This is a genomic window from Arthrobacter terricola (assembly GCF_004354015.1).
Classification (GTDB): Bacteria; Actinomycetota; Actinomycetes; order Actinomycetales; family Micrococcaceae; genus Arthrobacter; species Arthrobacter terricola.
Window position 1 is genome coordinate 37,265 of record NZ_SMRU01000013.1, and the last position, 18,510, is coordinate 55,774.

At 61.5% G+C, this 18,510-nt stretch carries 21 protein-coding genes; 13 read left to right on the forward strand and 8 right to left on the reverse strand.

The features are described from left to right. Nucleotides 1–19: 19 nt before the first annotated feature. The 13 genes from E1809_RS12175 (at nt 20) to E1809_RS12235 (ending at nt 12,661) form a co-directional block, all read left to right on the forward strand. The gene (locus E1809_RS12175; RefSeq protein ID WP_133204501.1) at nt 20–1,333 is read left to right on the forward strand and encodes an MFS transporter; all 1,314 of its coding nucleotides are present in this window, start codon (nt 20–22) and stop codon (nt 1,331–1,333) included. Continuing rightward, nucleotides 1,326–2,549 (forward strand): FAD-dependent oxidoreductase, encoded by a 1,224-nt coding sequence (locus E1809_RS12180; protein ID WP_133204502.1) that lies wholly within the window; start codon nt 1,326–1,328, stop codon nt 2,547–2,549. The genes E1809_RS12175 and E1809_RS12180 overlap by 8 nt, the downstream gene beginning before the upstream one ends. Before the next feature lie 109 nt (nt 2,550–2,658). Further along, nucleotides 2,659–4,092 (forward strand): flotillin family protein, encoded by a 1,434-nt coding sequence (locus E1809_RS12185; RefSeq protein ID WP_133204503.1) that lies wholly within the window; start codon nt 2,659–2,661, stop codon nt 4,090–4,092. A gap of 21 nt (nt 4,093–4,113) precedes the next feature. After that, the gene (locus E1809_RS12190; protein WP_133204504.1) at nt 4,114–4,356 is read left to right on the forward strand and encodes a hypothetical protein; all 243 of its coding nucleotides are present in this window, start codon (nt 4,114–4,116) and stop codon (nt 4,354–4,356) included. Between the two features lie 205 nt (nt 4,357–4,561). After that, on the forward strand, nt 4,562–5,764 hold the full coding sequence (locus tag E1809_RS12195; RefSeq protein ID WP_235835565.1) for a glycosyltransferase family 4 protein: 1,203 nt from the start codon (nt 4,562–4,564) through the stop codon (nt 5,762–5,764). Continuing rightward, nucleotides 5,761–7,200: a UDP-glucose dehydrogenase family protein gene (locus tag E1809_RS12200; protein ID WP_133204505.1), complete on the forward strand. Its 1,440-nt coding sequence runs from the start codon at nt 5,761–5,763 to the stop codon at nt 7,198–7,200. The genes E1809_RS12195 and E1809_RS12200 overlap by 4 nt, the downstream gene beginning before the upstream one ends. A gap of 618 nt (nt 7,201–7,818) precedes the next feature. After that, the gene (locus tag E1809_RS12205) at nt 7,819–8,085 is read left to right on the forward strand and encodes an uberolysin/carnocyclin family circular bacteriocin (RefSeq protein ID WP_133204506.1); all 267 of its coding nucleotides are present in this window, start codon (nt 7,819–7,821) and stop codon (nt 8,083–8,085) included. A gap of 72 nt (nt 8,086–8,157) precedes the next feature. Further along, complete coding sequence (locus E1809_RS12210) at nt 8,158–8,649, forward strand: hypothetical protein (protein ID WP_133204507.1); 492 nt, start codon at nt 8,158–8,160, stop codon at nt 8,647–8,649. Between the two features lie 13 nt (nt 8,650–8,662). Beyond that, entirely contained in the window at nt 8,663–9,271 is a 609-nt protein-coding gene (locus E1809_RS12215) for a hypothetical protein (protein WP_133204508.1), read from the forward strand. A gap of 35 nt (nt 9,272–9,306) precedes the next feature. After that, nucleotides 9,307–9,714: a hypothetical protein gene (locus E1809_RS12220; protein WP_133204509.1), complete on the forward strand. Its 408-nt coding sequence runs from the start codon at nt 9,307–9,309 to the stop codon at nt 9,712–9,714. 6 nt (nt 9,715–9,720) lie between these two features. Beyond that, nucleotides 9,721–11,256, forward strand: a complete 1,536-nt coding sequence (locus E1809_RS12225; protein ID WP_133204510.1) for a hypothetical protein — start codon at nt 9,721–9,723, stop codon at nt 11,254–11,256. Next, on the forward strand, nt 11,208–11,873 hold the full coding sequence (locus E1809_RS12230; RefSeq protein ID WP_133204511.1) for an ABC transporter ATP-binding protein: 666 nt from the start codon (nt 11,208–11,210) through the stop codon (nt 11,871–11,873). The genes E1809_RS12225 and E1809_RS12230 overlap by 49 nt, the downstream gene beginning before the upstream one ends. A 335-nt stretch (nt 11,874–12,208) precedes the next feature. Continuing rightward, the gene (locus tag E1809_RS12235; RefSeq protein WP_133204512.1) at nt 12,209–12,661 is read left to right on the forward strand and encodes an NTF2 fold immunity protein; all 453 of its coding nucleotides are present in this window, start codon (nt 12,209–12,211) and stop codon (nt 12,659–12,661) included. Between the two features lie 21 nt (nt 12,662–12,682). Here the strand turns inward: E1809_RS12235 and E1809_RS12240 are convergent, their stop codons facing one another. The 8 genes from E1809_RS12240 to E1809_RS12275 form a co-directional block, all read right to left on the reverse strand. Further along, nucleotides 12,683–13,189: a hypothetical protein gene (locus E1809_RS12240; RefSeq protein WP_133204513.1), complete on the reverse strand. Its 507-nt coding sequence runs from the start codon at nt 13,187–13,189 to the stop codon at nt 12,683–12,685. Continuing rightward, nucleotides 13,173–13,838, reverse strand: coding sequence for a signal peptidase I (locus tag E1809_RS12245; protein WP_165962287.1), 666 nt, complete (start codon nt 13,836–13,838; stop codon nt 13,173–13,175). The genes E1809_RS12240 and E1809_RS12245 overlap by 17 nt, the downstream gene beginning before the upstream one ends. A gap of 71 nt (nt 13,839–13,909) precedes the next feature. Further along, a complete protein-coding gene (locus E1809_RS12250; RefSeq protein ID WP_133204515.1) occupies nt 13,910–14,572 on the reverse strand; it encodes a hypothetical protein in 663 nt (220 codons plus the stop codon). 8 nt (nt 14,573–14,580) lie between these two features. After that, nucleotides 14,581–15,873: an RCC1 domain-containing protein gene (locus tag E1809_RS12255; protein WP_133204516.1), complete on the reverse strand. Its 1,293-nt coding sequence runs from the start codon at nt 15,871–15,873 to the stop codon at nt 14,581–14,583. Next, nucleotides 15,866–16,489, reverse strand: a complete 624-nt coding sequence (locus tag E1809_RS12260; protein WP_133204517.1) for an LPXTG cell wall anchor domain-containing protein — start codon at nt 16,487–16,489, stop codon at nt 15,866–15,868. Before E1809_RS12260 ends, E1809_RS12255 begins: the two co-directional genes overlap by 8 nt. Beyond that, a complete protein-coding gene (locus E1809_RS12265; RefSeq protein ID WP_133204518.1) occupies nt 16,486–17,082 on the reverse strand; it encodes a hypothetical protein in 597 nt (198 codons plus the stop codon). The genes E1809_RS12260 and E1809_RS12265 overlap by 4 nt, the downstream gene beginning before the upstream one ends. After that, nucleotides 17,082–17,699: a hypothetical protein gene (locus E1809_RS12270; protein ID WP_133204519.1), complete on the reverse strand. Its 618-nt coding sequence runs from the start codon at nt 17,697–17,699 to the stop codon at nt 17,082–17,084. The genes E1809_RS12265 and E1809_RS12270 overlap by 1 nt, the downstream gene beginning before the upstream one ends. A 96-nt stretch (nt 17,700–17,795) precedes the next feature. Continuing rightward, nucleotides 17,796–18,416, reverse strand: a complete 621-nt coding sequence (locus E1809_RS12275; RefSeq protein WP_133204520.1) for a hypothetical protein — start codon at nt 18,414–18,416, stop codon at nt 17,796–17,798. Nucleotides 18,417–18,510: the final 94 nt, after the last annotated feature.

The following is an 18,510-nucleotide window of genomic DNA, read 5'->3' on the forward strand; positions in this document are numbered from 1 at the left end:
CCGCCGCCACAGTGGTGGCATGAATCACACCCCTTCCGCTGCAGCGCCGGAGCGGACCCAACGGCGCCACCCTTCCGGGGTCTCCCCGCATTCCCCAGCCTCCTTCTCGAGGCGATCCGCCGCGGCCGTCCTCGTTTGCTGGCTGCTCGTGGTGTTCGACGGCTACGACCTCATCGTCTACGGAACCGTCCAGTCCTCGCTCATCACGGACACCGGCTGGGGCCTCAGCAAAGCCACTGCTGGAACGGTCGGCTCGATGGCTTTCGTCGGCATGATGATCGGAGCCATTTTCGCCGGCCGGATGTCGGACAGTTGGGGCCGACGCCGAACCATCATCCTGTGTGCCACCGTGTTTTCCGCGCTCACCATCCTCTGCGCTTTCGCCCCAAACGCGTACGCCTTCGGAGGCCTGCGGCTGCTCGCCGGCATCGGCCTCGGTGGACTTGTTCCCTCGGCCAATGCCTTGGTCGCGGAAATGGTACCGGCGAAATGGCGCTCGACGATCGCCACCTTGATGATGTCCGGCGTACCCATCGGCGGCTCAATCGCCGCGCTGGCGGGCATTCCCCTCATCCCGGCCTTCGGCTGGCCTGTGATGTTCCTTGTTGCGGCCGTGGCCTTGCTCGTCGTCGTTCCCTTGGGCATGCGGTTCCTGCCGGAGACGCTGCCTCCCGCCAAACCAGCCGAACCGGTCGGATTCAGGTCGCTCCTCCGGGCCCCGCACCTTGGAATGAGCCTTCTCTTTGCCGTCGCCACTTTGGTGACACTCTTCGCTTGGTACGGACTCGGCACGTGGCTCCCCAATTTGATGCAGCTGGCCGGTTACAACCTCGGATCGGCGCTGACTTTCGCCTTGGCACTCAACCTCGGAGCCGTCGTCGGGTCGGTTGCGACCGCTTGGGCGGGAACCCGCTTCGGACCGGTCCCGACGGCGATAGCGGCAGCCGCCGTCGCCGCCGTCGCGCTGGCTGTCCTAGTAGCCGGGCCGCCGGTAGCGGTCGTCTACCTCATGCTCGTGCTCGCCGGAGTCGGCACCCACGGAACCCAATGCCTCATCATCGCCGCAGTGGCAAGCCACTACCCGGCCCACCTGCGGGGAACGGCCCTTGGTTGGGCTCTGGGTGTCGGACGCATCGGCGCGGTTGCCGCTCCCCAGGCCGGCGGGCTCTTGCTCGTGGCGGGCTTGGGCGTGAATTCAAACTTCCTCGCATTCGCCGGGGCCGCGGGCGTCGCCGCGATCTTGCTCGGAGTCATCGGAGCCCGAATCAAGAACGCGCGAACCACACCACACGATTCCACAAACACCACCTCTGTAGGAGCTAGCAATGTCTGACCGCACACCGTCCACTGAAGTCCTCGTCGTCGGCGGAGGAATGGCCGGCCTCGCCGGTGCCCTGGCCCTCCGTTCGAACGGCGCCGAGGTCACCTTGGTAGAACGGGCCCCGGAATTCGGCGAGGTGGGTGCGGGCCTGCAAATGGCGCCCAACGCTTCCCGCGTGTTGAAGCGATGGGGACTCTTGGAGAAGGCCCTCGAAATAGGCGTCCGCCCCAAGCACCTGGTGTTCCGCGATGCCCTCACCGGTGAGGAATTGACCCGCCAGACCCTCGGCGGCGAATTCGAAGAACGGTACGGCGCTCCCTACGTAGTGATCCACCGCAGCGACCTGCACCGGATCCTTTTGGAAGCCTGCCAGCAGGCCGGCGTCCGCTTGGTGAACGACGTCGTCGTCGACAGCGTGGAGACGGTGAACGGCCGGGGCATCGCGCACACGGCCCGCGGCGAGGTTTACGAGGCCGACGTCGTGATCGGCGCGGACGGGCTCAAGTCCACCCTTCGGGCCGCAGTCACGCAGGACGGGCCAGTGTCGTCGTCGTACGTCGCTTACCGCGGAACGGTTCCCATCACGGACGAAACTCCAGCCGCGGACCTCGAGGACGTCATCGTCTACCTCGGACCGGACTGCCACCTTGTCCAATATCCGCTCCGCAAGGGCGAACTGCTCAACACCGTAGCCGTTTTCAAGTCTCCGTCCTTTGACCGCGGCGAAGAACAGTACGGTGGAGTGGACGAACTCGAGGCCGCTTACCGGGACTGCATCCCCGCCGTCCAGGCAGCCCTGCAGAATCTCGCCACCGGTATCCGCTGGCCCATGTACGATCGCGAGCCGATCGAAAACTGGATCGACGGCCGACTGGTGCTGATGGGCGACGCCGCCCACCCGATGCTCCAATACCTTGCCCAGGGAGCGTGCCAGGCGCTCGAAGACGCCGCTGCGCTGCAGGACTCCACCCTCGGTTCCGTCTTTACCGACGACGGCGTGAACGCCCGGGCGTGGGACCTCGCCATCAGCGATTTCAACGTAGCCCGCGCAGGACGGACTGCGCGTGTCCAGCGGACCGCCCGGGTCTGGGGCGAATCCTGGCACGTTTCCGGGGTCGCGCGTGTGTTGCGGAACCTCCTTTTCAAGAGCCGCAAGGACGGCGATTTCCAGTACAACGACTGGCTGTACGGACAAACATCCGAAGCGCTGGTGGAAACGCGCTCCTAAGGGCACTCGCGCCGGAGATCTTCCGTTAACAATTTGCTGGACTACTGGAGCGGGGGGCAGCAGACTGACTACACGAGCCGCTTGAGTGCTAGTCGTTGAAAGGACAGTCATGCTCGACCTTGCTGCTTATCTGCCGATTCTTGTAATCGTTTTGGGGGTGGTCGTCGCCATAGCCGTAATCAGGCTGGTGATCAGATTGACGTGGAAGGTAGCTGAACCGAATGAAGCGCTCATCATTTCCGGACTCACCCGGGGAACGCTTGAGCGGGACGGAATGGATTTCAAAATCGTCACCGGAAAAGGTGCGCTGGTCGTTCCAGGACTCCAGACCGTCAGGACGTTGTCCCTGACGCTGAATGAAACAGAACTCCAGGTCAACTGCGTGACCTCCCAGGGCATCCAAGTGGTGGTCGAGGGCGTCGTGATTTATAAGATCGGCGACGCCCCGGCTTTCATCGCGAATGCGGCGAGGAGGTTTCTCGGCCAGCAGCCCAAAATGGAAAGCCAGGTCTACAACGTCTTCGAAGGACACCTGCGTTCGATTATTGGCAGCATGACCATGGAAGAAATCATTCGTGAGCGGGACAAACTCGCGTCATTGGTCCGCAGTGCCAGCGGAATCGAAATGGAAAAACTCGGTTTGGTGGTTGATTCCCTCCAGATAAAGGACCTCCAGGACCCAACGGGCTATATCCAGAACCTCGCCAAGCCGCACATTGCCCAGGTGAAAATGGAGGCCCGCATCGCGGAGGCCACGCGGAACCGCGAGGCCTCCGAAAAGGAAGCCGAAGCCGCAGCCCAGATCGCGGACGCCCAGAGCCTCTCCGCGATCAAGCAGTCGGCTGCGCAAGCCAACGCGGAAACTGCACGCGCCAACGCTGCCCAGGCCGGGCCCTTGGCGGACGCGACGGCGCGCCAGCAAGTGGTTGTCCAGGAAACCGAAGTGGCCAAGTTGGAGGCCGATCGCGAGGAGCAAAAGCTCCAGACGTCCATTCGCAAGCCGGCAGACGCCAAAGCGTATGCACTGCGAACGGAAGCCGAAGCCCAGAAGTCCGCAGATATCAGCGCGGCCGAGGCAAGGGCTCGGCGCACCGAGCTCGAAGCGCAAGCCAATGCGCGTCGCGTGGAAGTCGAAGCGCAGGCAAGCGCGTCGGCAGCGGCGGCCATGGCCGGGGCCACCAAGGTCACCGGTGAGGCCGAAGCGGCGGCCACGAGGGCCCGCGGTGACGCGGCCGCCTCGGCCATCAAGGCCAAATCCCTCGCGGAAGCCGACGGTATCAAAGCCCGTGCCGAGGCACTAGGAACCAACCAAGAGGCAGTAATCTCGCAGCAGTTGGCGGAGAACATGCCGGCGATTGTCGCGGCCGCTGCCGAGCCGTTCGCCCACGTGGACCAACTCACCGTCCTCAATGGCGGCGAGGGACTCAACAGCATGGTGGGCGGGATCCTGTCTCAGGTGGGGAGCTTCCTACCGTCAATAACCGGCGCGCTCAAGAACGGCAAGGTACCGCCGACTCACCCCAAAGCTCCCGATGCCAAGTGATCGTGATGCTCAGTGGTTTCCATGCACAAAGAGGTTGATCGGAGCCTGACCGGCAAGATAGGCCGGGTAACGGGACGCATCGGACCGGGGACCGTGGGCGAAGTGATGCTTCCGTTCCACGGAGGGACGAGCGCTTTCCATGCCCATCCGTTCGACAAGACAAGTGTATTCAACGTGGGCGATGAGGTCCTGGTCATCTACTACGAGCCGCCCCAGACGGTCTTCGTCGATGTCCTGCCGGACATCCTGAAGTCGGGGCCATGAACAACTGAGGGCGGCTACATTCGGTAGCCGCCCTCAGTGTTTTCAATCAACTTACAATAGGCAACCCGGGTCGGCGGGCACTGTTGTGTCCGCAATTGCCGCGAAGTGCTACTTCAAGCAGCAACATCGCGTTGTTAACCAAACCTTCCCCTTCGCGTCATGCCCATTCCGCCGCCCCGCCAACCGCCGAGCGGACCGTTGAGGTGTGAGGATCGCTGTGGTTGCCGAATCATTCCTGCCGCTCATGAACGGAGTTACCCACTCCATCCTTCGGGTGCTGGAGCACCTTCAGGAGCGCGGCGACGAAGTAATGGTGATTGCGCCGTCGACGTCGGACACTGCTGTCTCGGACGTCGTGAACGGGGCGTATGTTCACCGTCTGCCGTCCGTGCCGTTGGCGGGTTACACGAATGTGCGGGTGGCGTTGGGCGGTGTGAATCGGGTCAAGAGAATCCTTGCCGACTACGCACCGGACGTCGTTCACCTCGCATCACCGTTCGTGCTCGGTTGGCGGGCCGTGCAAGCGGCGCATCAGCTCGGCATCCCCACAGTGGCCATCTACCAGACCGAGGTTCCCAGCTACGCCGGACGGTACGGCGTGCCGATCCTGGAGAACTGGGCTTGGAACCGGGTGGACAACATCCACCTCCTCGCAGACCGGACACTGGTCCCGTCCACGTTCGCGCTCAATCAGTTGCGCGGCCGCGGGATCTTGCGGGTGGGCATGTGGCGGCGCGGTGTGGATACCGCGCGGTTCTCCCCCGCCAAGCGTTCGACGGCGTGGCGCGCCTCGGTGGCGCCCGACGGCGAGCGCGTCATCGGTTATGTGGGCCGCCTCGCAGTGGAAAAGCAGGTGGAGGATCTCGCCGTGCTCGCCGATCTACCGGGAACCAAACTGGTGATCGTGGGCGACGGCCCGCAACGCACGGCACTTGAAGCCGCACTGCCACAAGCAGTCTTCACTGGGTTCCTCGGCGGCGAAGAGCTCGCCGAAGCCGTAGCCGGCTTTGATCTCTTCGTCCATCCGGGCGAATTCGAAACGTTCTGCCAGACCATCCAGGAGGCCATGGCTTCGGGGGTTCCTGTGGTCGCCACAGGCCGTGGCGGTCCCCTCGACCTCGTGGAAAACTCACGGACGGGCTGGCTTTACGAGCCCGGCGACCTCGCCCAATTGCGCGGTTATGTCCAGGACCTCGTGGGCGACGACGCCAAGCGCCGCGCGTTCGGAACGGCGGCCCTCGCTTCGGTCCAAGGGCGGACGTGGCCCGTCCTGAGCGCCCAACTCGTGAACCACTACGAGGCCGTCATCTCGGGTGAGGTCCTCGCTGAGCTCCCCGCACCGGCCAACCCGGTGGCCAAAATCCATCCGACTTTCCCCGCTACTTCCAGCAAAGGACTCCCGGCATGAAAATTTCCGTCGTCGGCTGCGGTTACCTCGGCGCCGTGCATGCGGCCACTCTCGCATCGATGGGACACACGGTGGTGGGCATCGATGTAGACGCCCAAAAAGTGGCCCACCTGAACAAGGGCTTCGCCCCGTTCCATGAACCCGGCCTTGACGAACTCCTCCGGGACGGATTCGCGACGAAGCGGCTCACCTTCACCACTGACTTCGCCGATGCCGCCGATGCGTCAGTGCACTTCATCTGCGTGGGCACGCCGCAGTCCAAGACCTCGGACACGGCGGATCTTTCCTACGTGATCGCAGCGACGAAGAGCCTGCTCCCCCATTTGGCGAGGGGCGCCGTCGTCGTCGGCAAGTCCACTGTTCCCGTCGGAACAGTGGACATGCTCCGTGGGATCCTTGCCCGCCGCCCGGATGTCCAGCTCGGCTGGAACCCCGAGTTCCTGCGCCAAGGCACCGCCGTGAAGGACTCGCTGGTTCCGGACCGGCTGGTCTACGGCGTGCCCGGCGGCAAGGATTCTGCTGCAGGCCTTCCGGTCACCGCCGCGCTCGACGCCGTCTACGCACCGCTGATCACCGCCGGTATTCCGCGGTTGGTCTGCAATTTTGCCACGGCTGAGCTCATCAAGTCCGCTTCCAATGCCTACCTGGCCACGAAGCTCAGCTTCATCAACGCCATGGCCGAACTGTGCGACGCGTCCGGCGCCGACGTCGCCGAACTGAGCGAGGCGATGGGACTGGATCCGCGCATCGGCAACCGCTACCTGCACGCCGGCCTGGGATTCGGCGGCGGCTGCCTGCCGAAGGACATCCGTTCGTTCCGAGCGCAGGCACAAGCTCTGTCAGTACCCTCCGTGGACGAGTGGATGGGCGTGGTGGACTCCATCAACCTCGCCCAGCGTTCCCGCACCGTGCTCGTTGCTCGCGACATGTGCAAGGGTTTCCTGTCCGGCCGGACCGTCACGGTCCTGGGCGCCGCCTTCAAACCTGACACGGACGACACCCGGGACTCCCCCGCCTTGGACGTCGCGCTCCAGCTCGCTGCCGCAGGCGCCCACGTCACAGTGACCGATCCCAAAGCGATCAACAACGCCTGGATGCGCTACCCGCAGCTTCGTTTCGAGGCTTCCACCAACCGTGCGCTGGAAGGCGCGGAACTCGTGCTGCTGCTCACTGAGTGGGACGAATACCGCGACTTGTCACCCGCCGCCGTCGGAAAACTCGTACGACGCCGGATGGTGCTGGACGCGCGAAACGTCCTGGACGCCGCGGTGTGGCGTGCGGAAGGTTGGACCGTCCGGGGGCTCGGAACCGGATCCGTTGTCGAGGTGGAGGAGACCGCAACCGACGTCACCCCGGCGGTCCCTCCGAGCAAAGCGGTCAACACGCGGCCATTCGTCGTGGGTTCGCCCGTCAAGGCCCGGTCAACACGGCGGTGACATTCGCTTAGCCGCCGCGGCTGCGCCGGCTTCTCACTATTCCCGCGACCCCGAGGGACACCAGAGACAAGAAGAACGCCCAGAGGCTGAAGTACATTGTGGCGAACGGCCAGTGCGGCCCTTCATCGTCAAAACTGGAAACCTTCATGCCCATGGCTGTGCCTATGCTCACGTAGGTCAAATCAGCAGAATTTTGTGGGAGCAGGCTATGGCCAACGTTGGCGAGTAGGTGCTGCAGGATCCGAATTTAGGTGGCAGTTCGGCCGAATTTGAGTGGCAATTCTCCCAAATAGGTGTTCTGCGATGTTGGTGCACGGCTAGCGGAAGACTTCTCGCAACACCACGGAGCGCCAATCCCACCCGGCCACGTCGCTGTCCCCGACCCCCAACTAGGTGTTTTGGCGAATTTACACCTAGACGGGCCTCTTCTTACACCTAGATCACGCTTGTTTACCCCTAGATTGGGCCAATTCCGCCCCTTTCCACACCTAGACCCCCATTTTCACCGAGAGAATCTGAACTGTCGGCAGCCCTCGTAGGACAGGGCCGCTGCATTTCAGGACCAGCAACCCGCTGGCAACCATCTCTCAGAAAAAAGGGGTAAACGTGGAATCAACAATGACGAAGAGGACCGGCCTACAGGCGGCGGCTGCGGCCGCGATCGCCGTGGTGGGTATCTTCGGGGCAAGCATGGCGGTTTCCTGGATCGCGGGATCCCTTGGCATCTCCGCCGCGGCCGCCTCCCAGATCATGCAGGCCATCGAAGTCGGAGGCTGGGCCCTCGTCGTGATCGGTGCGGTCTTTGGAGCCGGAATTACCGGTGCCTTGATCGCTACCGCCCGGGGCATTCTCTTCCGCATCGGTCGGGCGCAAGCGGTCGCCTAATCAATGCTTGTTAAGACAGCACGCGTGTTTGGGAGCATCCCTGGGTGGTTGCTCCCAAGCACGGGGTTGATCATGGCTGCCATCGCGTTCTTCGGCTACGCGGCAATGGATACCTCCTGGATCCGGGACGCCCGGGGCATGGGAGGAAGCCCGCTGTACGGCAAGGATTTCGTGCAGATCCTCACACGGAATGTCGGGGCGGCCCTGGTGCTCTACTCGGGCATCGCGACGCTCGGCCTTACCACTCTTGTGGGAGCCGGAATCCTTGCCCTCTATGTCGGCGCAACGGTCTCCCTCGGAGTGCATTCCGTAGGCGGCGGCAACCTCCTCGCGGACGTGATCTGGTACGTGCCGTTTGAATTCCTCGGCCTCGTCATGGCGGCAACGGCAGGTTTCCAGCCAACTGCCGGGCTCGTCCAGAGGCTCGCCTTCAAGCGCGAGCCCGCCACCGTGGCGTCTTTCATCAACGACACCGCCCGTTCCTTGGGAACCCTTCTCATCGCCCTTGCCTTGATCGTCCTCGGTGCAGCCATCGAGGCCATCGTGATTCACCTGAAGACCTAAAGGGGAAGACTTCATGACCGGAACCGGCAACAATCGGGAATCCGAGACCGTCATCAACGTGGCAACCGTCGGGAAGCTGCGGCCTGAGCCATCACGCGGTCCAGAGCGGATCGCCACATCGTGCCTCCTCTGGATCGCGGCGTACCTCATCATGATGGCATTGGTAGCCTTGCGGCTTCCCTTGACCAGGCAGCACCTCAGCACGCGCGTGCCGGAGGACGTGAAATCCGAGCTTGGTGACGACCGCCTGCTGCAGCTTTCGATGACGGTCGGCACCGTGGTGTTCTTCCTTGTCTACGCCGTGATCATCGCCTTGTACTTCTCCTTGGCCTCCGTGCTGGACAAGCGGATAATCCCCGCAAAATGCCTCGTCGCCGGACGATTCAATGTAGGTGCATTCTTTGTCATCGCCGTTCTCTCGACCATTCCCGTAAACCTCTTCAGCGTGGTTTTCGGCGTGGTCCAACCGCGTGACGTCCCTGGGTACTGGGTCTATTTCCCGTCCATGGCGATCCTCGTCCTGGCCTTCTTCTTCCGTCATTGGCGCCATTTCCCGCCGGGCAGGAAAGTCCTCGTGGTGCTGACGGCCATTGGCCTGGCATCCATCGTCGCCGTCGGCTAAGCCGCCCGAAACCATCTCCGAGCCAGAAAGTTCCGATGCTTACCCAGCTCTTTAGCCGTCTCCTTCGGATCGTCGGCCTCCTTGCCGCCGTCCTCTCCGCAATATCCGCGACGCTCCTGTGGTCCGCCGCTCCCCCGGTTGGCCTCAGGAACATCGATCCGCTCGTTCTGCGGAATTCAATGGTCGCCGTCCTTTTCATCTTCGGAGTGGCCGCTACCTTGATTGCGGCATTTAGTCCCGCCCGAAAATGGTTGCTGCTCAAAACGGCGGTCTTCGCACTCGCCGGATTTTCGAACGCGGCAGCCCTCGGCGCGGGATCCGCGGTCCCGTTCCAAGGAACGACGTCGGTAATCGCCGTCGTTTGCGAGCTCGGTCTCGCGGTGCTGACCCTGGTGACCTTCATGGACTCCGTCCAGAAGAAGAATCCGCAAAGCAAGTTCTAGGCGCCGATGGACACAAAAACCTCAGTGCACGACGTCGAGCGGCAGCTTGGGAGCACAGCGAACGTGCCCAAACAGGATTGGAAGGCGGACTACCGGACCCTTCGGGATTTCCGGGCATTTGAGTTCGTCAACGCACTGCGCTTACCGGTGACGCTGGACGGTTTCAAGGCAATCACCGCCCTCGGGTCGCTTGCCGCACTCGTGTTGGGCACACTCCTGTTCTTCTCGACCCTGTCGGTTCTCCGCGATGGGCCCCTTCGCGAGGACACACAAGCCGTACTGAACTGGGGATTCCTTGGCCTTCTTTATGCCGGAACCGCGATCACTCTGGGTGACATCATTTCGAGCCGGCGCCTGTCCGTTTCGGGTTGCCCGCACGTGGAGCTCTTCAGGGCATTGGACTTGCCTTTCCACCAGGTCGTCATCCGATACGGCCTTATTCCTGTTTTCCGTCGGATCGGTCTTCTGGGGTATTCGTGGGCGTGGTTCCTTGTGGTGTTCTTCGAGCAATCCGTTGCATACGCCAAGCTCGCAGCAGCGTCCATCGCTGTACTGATATTTGTCTCCAGCGCGTGCTTTTACGCCGTGGCCTATTTCGCCTCTGTTCCCGTCCGGCGGGTAGGCCTGCACTGGAAGTACTGCCTTATAGCCATGGTTTTCGGAGTAATTCTCGGGTTCGTCACCGGATTCCTCGCACCTTTCGTCGGACCGCTTGATGGCCGTGATTTTAAAGGGATGTCCTTCCTTCCCTCGCTGACAGTGTTTGTTTTGCTTGCTGCCGGGCTGCTTCTCGCGCTCGGCGGGCGCACCTGGCGGCGACTCTCATACCTGGGCATTTCACTTACGGCATCTTCGAAGCGCCCCGCCGCCCGCCGGGGATCGTCGGGGCTCGCACGTTTCGTCATCACTGACATGTTCAGCAGCAAACAAGGCACAGTGGTCAGCACGATCGTCCTCGCATGGCTTGCGGTTGTCGGGATCTTGCTCGGTGCCCGGGCCATCCTGCCTCTTCATTCGAGTGTTGGCGAGGCGGAGCTGACCAGGTCTCTTCTCGGGATCTCCGTGCTTTTGAGCCTCGCGGTCACGGAGCCGATGCTTCAGCGCATCGGTCCCACGGCAAAGCTCTATCACTACCGATTCGCGTGGGAGAACGGTTCCTCTGCGACAGCCATTGCCGCCAGACTCATAGGAACCTACATCATGTTGAGCGCCGCGATTGGCGGCTTTGTCTTCTGGGCGGCATACCTGGCTCTGGGCGTCTTAGCCCCCGGCGCTGTCCTCGCGAGCGTAATTGTCGTTGCGGCGGGCGTCGTCGCGGAATCGCTATCTAGCCCGTCAGCCAGTACTGACGGCACCAAATCCAACGACATCATGGACGCTGTCCTCACCCTTTTGCTCGTCTCCCCGTGTTCTTTCACCCTTATCGTCAGCCCTGGATTCAGCACCTTGATGTTGTTGGGCTATTCCACCTTCTTGACCCTCGGAGCCGCCGTATGCTTGCGCCAACGCCTTTTGAGCCTTCGATCGAGATTGACTCTGTAACTGTGGGTTACCGGCAGGGTTCACCTGTCGTTGAAGGACTCAGCCTCAGCATGACGTCTCCCGGCTTGTACCGGGTGGCGGGCAGCAATGGCAGCGGCAAATCGACCTGCCTTGAGTTGCTGAGCGGATTCCTCCGGCCGTGGTCGGGGAGCGTCCGGCTTTGCGATATCGACGCCGGTTCCGCCGACGCACGCCAAGTTCGCAGTGTCTGCCGAACGGCGCCGGCGCTGTTCCCCTCCATGACCGTTCACGATCATCTGGCCCTCGCTGCCAGGAGCCGTCGCGTCGGTCCTGACGCGGGGCTAGCCCGGTTGGCACGTTACGGACTGGAAAGCTGGGCCGAGCAACCTGTTTCCATGCTGTCGACGGGCAACGTCAGGAAACTTTGGCTTTTGATGTGCACGGTGGCCGATACCCCGATTGTTGCCATGGACGAGCCCTTCAACGGGATGGATGTCCAAGGCATTGACGCCCTCATCGGCGAGTTGGACGAATGGGCGCGCAACAAGATCGTGGTTCTGATCTCCCACTCCGTGCCCGATGAACTCTCGATTACCCACTCCTTCCTCTTCAAGAAACCCGAGGCCGAGGCGCAGCCGGACGGTCAGGCCCACTAGGAGGCACCATGTTCACCAACGAACCTTTTCGGGATGCGGTGGCGCTGGGGGCGGAAAGTCACTGGCATAGGCGGACAAACCGGTATCCGGGCTGTTCCTGCCCCGAATGGCGCTACCACCCGCGTTACCCGAAACCAACGGATCCCGACTGCGGAGAACACGGAACCGCACAAGGGTGAAGCGAGTGCTTCGGATTAGGTGTTGCGGGCTGCAAAAAGGGCCTGAACACCTAATCCGGCGGTTTCCACCACTCAATCGAACTGATATGGACACCTAATCGGCGGAGGCGCACTTACCGTATTCCTTAGTTTCAACGGGAAACTTGGAGAGGTATTTTGAAGTTGATCGCCATTGATGTTCGAAGCAAGTCAAATGATCCCGCCGTGAGGGCATTCGTGGAATTCGTCGATGCCATGCACGACTGGGAGCTGAAGAATTACTCAGTGATTGCGCCGCTGCTGGAATACCGCAGGCCCGCAGCGGATGAGTTGGAAGATGCCCGACGTGAACTTGCACGAATTTTCGAGCGGCACTTGGTGCGCGGCAGGGGTGACCGTCGGCGATTGGACTCAAACGGAATTGGTTATCCGCCTACCTACGACGCCGACCGCGACGTCATCCAGTTGGAGAAGTCTGTGCCTGGGGAAGTGACATTTCGTTATCTGCAAATGGTCCGGCCAAAGTCGAAGCTGAGGTTTATTGTCAGGAAAATGGCGGACGCCTGGCGCCTGGATCGCGGAGAGATCTATGACGCCAGGCGCTCGAAATGGCACCAATTCGTAATTTAGGGTCAACATGCTCGAGGAATTTTAGATGACGTCGAGCAGAGGCGTGATGTGGCCGTTCTCCCTGCTATTGCCGAGCTTTTTAGGATAGAGCTGGACAGTAGCATCACATTCGTCCCAAATCACACCCGCTGAAGAAACGGCGCGTACTTGCAGCGCGCTGACGATCTCGCCGCGGTGAATGACGTCCTCTTCGCGGACAAGATAGCTGAAGTGGAGTTCCACGCTTTCCCCGGGCCCCAAGTTTCCCCTTCTGAGTTCCTCGGGATGAGGGCTGGTGTCGTAGCTGAGGTTCTCGAGGTTCGCGTTCGTGAAAGAACGCTCAATGAGGGAGACCCCGGTCAGGGTCTCCCTCGAATCGTTGAGCATCCACGCCGTGAAGGCGATGGTTTCACCGGTGGTAGCAGTGAAACGATCTGCGAAGTGGATCAGTGCGATTGACGGTTTGGCAGCGCCGTCCTGCGGCTTACTCCGTTTCCCACTTATTTGGGGAAGACCACGCTGCGCAATCCATTCACGAATGCGTTCCATGGCTCTCCTGCTGAGTCGCATGCTCTGCCCCTTCCGGATCAGCCTCTTCGTTCCGTTTGCTTCGCCGGCTCGCTATTCGGTCGGGATCCGCGATGAACAAAGCAAAAAGGGCCAGGCCGCATCCGATGCCCACGATCATTCCGTTCCTGGATTGCAGGAATTCGGCGAGGTACCCGAGTCCAACAACATGCCATACGTACTTGCCTGCAGTCTTGACCTTGTAGGGCTCGGGATCGTCCTTCGAGTTGGCGTCTCCCTTGAGCGTGTATTCGTACGTGCCGGGTTCCGTCTCAACGGACTTAATCAAACGGTGCGTGACCAAACCCAGGTTCCGCGGCCGATCTACGGTGACGATCGTGCCATCCTTGATGTCGCCGGCCGGTGTCTGCGCTGTAAACACCACAGCGCCCACCGGGATCGTGGGTTCCATGGATCCCGAAACGACCACGAGTGGCCGAACTCCGAAAAGGAGCGACACTCCAAAGGTCAGAATTGATGCGACGCCGACAATCGCCCCGACCGTCATGACGGTCGACCGGAACGCTGCGTAAATCCTCATCGCGGGATGGACCGGATCCTTTGCTGCCGCAGTGTTGATCCCGGATCCGGTCTTGGCTCGACGCGTCCTCGTGGAGCGGGTTTCCCTCATTTCGCGTCTTTTCGCCTGCCCCGCTGCGTCTACCGGCATGCCTTCTTCTTCCCGCATGATGTCAGGAAGGGTCACCGCGCAGCTGATACAGCGTCGAAGCGAACAGATAATGCAGCTTGTCCGCCGTTGTAGTTTTCGACGCCCGGGCCGTCGATGTACTTGATGGTCAGATTGAGCTTTTTCGCGGAGCCTGACGCTGCGGGAGTGAACTGTTCACCGTTGTTGAGGACGGCGCCCCACCTTGGCTCCATGACGCCCAAAGCGCCCTTGGCTTGGTCCCAGGTGACATCAGTGAAGATCACCTTGTTGGTTTCGTCGGTTGCAGTGAAACGAAGGAAAGGAAGGATGATCGGAACACCGGGCGCCACTCGTCCATCGCCGTTCCGCAAGACCACCTGAAAGCTCGTATCGGCTTTGAGGTTATAGGTGTTGTTGAAGACCGGGATAGTGGTGGACACTGACTTGCCGGGCACCAGGTCGCTTGCACCGGCGACGGCCCAGTCAAAGCCGCCGTCCTTGTCTGCCTGTTCAACAGCTCCGTCGGCCCGCACAATCCCGATGTCGAACCGGGGCGACTCAACCAACGTGGCCCCGACGAAGTTCAGGCGGGCGAAGTCGGTTGACGTTGCTCCGGTAACGGCTACCGTCGCGGCCACGAGGACACCTGCCGTGAGGACCAGCTTCACCCGACCGGCTTTCCGAACGTCGCCGAAGGTCTTGATTGGATTCTTCATCAACTTCCTCATAGCTTCACCATTCCGAGGTTCCAGGAGACCAGTCGGCTTGTGTTAATCTGTCCGGTCGGCATACCTATCGACCCAGCCGGGTCGTAGCCACGCCCCCAGAACGTTCCATCTGCCTTTTGCCAAAGGTAGAAGCCTTGGCCTGAACCGCACTGCACCACATTCGTATCGATACGAGTAGGTATCTGTGGGAAGCGTCCATAATCGTCGCTCGCACCGTAGCCCCACAACTCTCCGGCGTTGTTCATCATGGCCACACCGGTAAAGCCGAACTGCATCGATGTGATGTTGGACAGCGTGGTGATGACGCCCGGCGTGGTCGCGTTGAGTGTGGCGCGGCCGCCGATGCGCGTAGGGTTGCTCCCCCAGCTCACCATTTGGCCATTTGACAGTAGCGCTCCGCCCATGTTGATGCCGCCGTCGACGGCCACGATGTACGGGGCACCTGGCGCGACGTTGCGCTGGAACCACGGCGACAACGGAGCCACCAGGCGAGGGCTGGCATCCGAGTTGAGGAGTCCGGATGGAAGGCTGTTCCCGCCAATGCCGCCCCAGTAATACACGTCCCCGTTCTCGAGGATGACGAAGAAGTTCGTGTAGGCGCCCTTGAGGTAGATGGGTCGATTTCCCGGCACGGAAGGATCGGGCATCCCCATGACCTGGCTCGCTCCGACGCCAGCATTGCCTCCGTATCCGGTCGGCGCGCCCCAATGCCAAATACTGCCATCGCTCCGGATGCCCGCACCGGCGTATTCCGTGGATGAAATCGTGATGATTTTGTCCAGAATGGCACCGCCACCGTTCCAGGCGGAATTGATCCGAACTTGCTTCGCGTTGTTGCCAGGCTTGGCGGCGTCGGTTCCGTCACGGAAGTCGTAGAAGCCCCAACCCCATACCGTGCCGCTAGCGTCAAGGGCGTTGGCGTTATAGATCTGTCCGGTGACCTGCCGGACGGTGCCGTCGGGAATGCCCGCCACCTTCTGTGGTGCTTTGAACGGGCCAGGATCCGGAGCACCGGCATTAATGAAGTAGTCCGTGCGTCCCCAGACGTAAGCGTTTCCGTCGACACCCACACCAAGTCCGGTATCCACCATGCGTACGTTCCGAGCAAGGCCGACCATGAACGGAGGCGCAGCGGCTGCTGGAACTACCTCAGATCGTGCGTGGGTCTGGTCTTTGTATGCAGCGCTGGTGGGTGCCACGGTCATGGCTGAGCCGAAGATCGCGCTGAGGCCGAACAAGCCAGTTGCGGCGAGGTACTCTCGGCGGCGAAGGAATGGAAGGTTACTCATGTGAGGAGCTCTTTCGACGGAGGACCACGACGCCAAGGCCGATGACAAGCAGCGCGACGGCCGCGATCGTTATGGGAAGCAGGTTGTTCATGCCGGTATTGGCAAGATTTGGTCCTGAGTAGGGTGGTGCCGGGTTGACGTCGGGCTTGTCGAGGCTGGTGACGAAACGGAACTTAAGGTTGCCGCTGGCTCCCTGATATGAATTGCCGGCTTCCCTTGGCAAAGTCACTGAACCAACGAGGTCGTACGTCTTGCCAACCTGAAGTTCAGGCAGTTGCAGCGATTGTCCAAGGATCTTTCCGACGGGAACCCGATCGACGACCGAGCCACCGTCGAGCGTTCTTACGCTGATTTCCATCGGCGTGGCCCCGGAGAAAAGGATGTCTGACGCTCCCGTGATCTCAAGCCCAAGGGGCAGTGCCGAATCGGCCGCATTGCTGACGGACATCTTCCAGGTCTGGGTCTCGCCGGGCGCGGGCGCGTCGATCGCGACGGATGTCGGGTTGGTATTGATCAAGTCAGACGTGACGGCAGATGCTCCTACGGACTGCAGGAGGACCAAGATTCCTGCTCCGATAAGGCCGATGAGCGCCCGGCCCTTGCGCAGTGCGATCATTTGCTTTCTCCATTGGTCAGTACGCCCAACTGGGTGGACTTGCCGGTCGCCGTTGACGCGCTGTTTTTGGCCAGAAGGACGGAAAGTTTGACGGAGTGTTCTTGTCCCGGAGCAACGTCCGTGAAACGCAATGCCGCCTGGTTGACCTGCGTTGCTGTGGCATTCGCAATGGCCGGCGTCGCGGAGCCGTCCAGGTAGACAGTAAAGAGAAGGCCGCCGAATAGGTCGTTGGCCTGGGGATCCGGGTCGTAGAGCGAAACCGTGAGGTCGCCGATGATGCCTGGCTGACGGTTTACTACGGTGGTGTCGAATTGGACCGCTTTGGTCTCGGAGAATTCCGTGCCTGAGGTAAGCGGTAGCACGACGGCTGTCGCCTTGGAATCAGCATCGCGAAGGACTCCGCCGGCGTCTTTTACTGCGATATCGAACTTGTTGGGATTTCCGATGCCTGAATTCGCGGCGCCAGTCCCAAGGTTGACCACTGCAAAGTCAGTGTACGCAGCGGCGGTAATGCCCAGGCCGCACGCCAGCGTGGCGGCTCCTAGCGCGAGTGCGACGCGCTTACGTCCAGTTGCCTTGAATCGACTCGTCATCACAGGTTCACCGCTTCAAAATTGAACTGGATATCGGTCGAGGCCTGCTGCCAGCGGTTGTCCACGGTTGAGGGCATCTCGATCCTGACGTCCAGCACTTTGCGTTCTCCAGCCTTGATCGGATCCGGCCAACTGATGCTTGTCAGGCGGTCGGCCGGGACACGGTCAAGAAGGACCTTGCCTCCGTCCGCCACGGTGAAGACAAGCTGGTCGAAAAGTTCGAGGTACGTCCCAGTGACTGGGTCTTTGGCATCGTGGCGCGGTTGAGGGTCCAGGATCCTGAGGCTCAGAAGCCCGGAAAGACGGGGGCTGTTGTTTTTAGCCGCGATCCGCAGGTCCACGGTGCTTCCGGGGGCCATGAGGTACCCGCTGTTGTCGCTGGTCAGGGAAACCCTGTAAGCGTGTGGATTGGCTTGTACCCAATCGGCGTCGCTGGGTAGCCAGGTGCGGTCGACTTTTCCTGCCGTGACGATGTCGAAAGTGTTCCTGGAGCCGTCAAGCTTGACGGCGACGTCGGCGTAGTCCGTAAATGTGGCGGCTGTGATGAGAGCGCCCGCGGCAACCAGGGATCCGGTTGCAAGCGCTATCCGCATTCGACCGCGGGGTTGTTTCCTCATACTTTTCTGTCCTTCGTGGATCCAGCTCTCGGCTTGCTCAGGCAAGCGGTGTTGCTGGTGGAGGCTCGAGAGGAGCCTCCACCAGCCGTTCATGTACTACGGCTTGACGGAAGTCGCGTCGAAGTGTGCCTGAACGTAGGAAACGAGGCCCTGCATCGCGTTGTTGGCCGCGGGGCTGCCCTGATCCGGGAGCGTAACGCTCACGCCGAGGACTCCGGAACCGCCCTTGGCGTAGGTACCCAGGTTGAGGGCATCCACGGACGACTTCGGTACGTTGGTAACGAGGGCCGTGCCGTCAAGCGTCACGGTGTAGCGGAGTGCAGCGTCCAGAGCGGGGCTGGAGGTGTAACCGGCCCGGTCCTTGAGCGAGAAGGTGATCGCTGCGCTGAGCTCCGGGCTTTCGTTGCGGAACGGGATGTTGACCGAAACGGTGTCGCCCGGGGTGATCAGGTCAGCGCCCGGAATCTTGATGTTCACGCCATTCGCGCTGTTTGCTTCCTGCCAGGTTCCCGCCACCGGCAGGCCACTCGAGTCCGTACCGACAACCTGGATGTTGAATCGGTTGTTTCCGCCGAAGCCGGAATCAGCCGCGCCATTGCCGAAGTTGAGGTTGGCAAAGTCCGTGAACGAGGCCGCGGTCAGCAGTGCGGTCACACCCAGGAGTGCGCCTCCTGCCAGGAATGTGCGCTTGCGGCCCGAGCTAAGTTTTGTCTTCAAAATGGTTCCTTTCACGATATGCCGGCCCGTTGCCGGCAGGTTCGAGGGCAGTGCATCGGCAAAGGAACTAGAGCGTTTCCCCCATATGACGCCG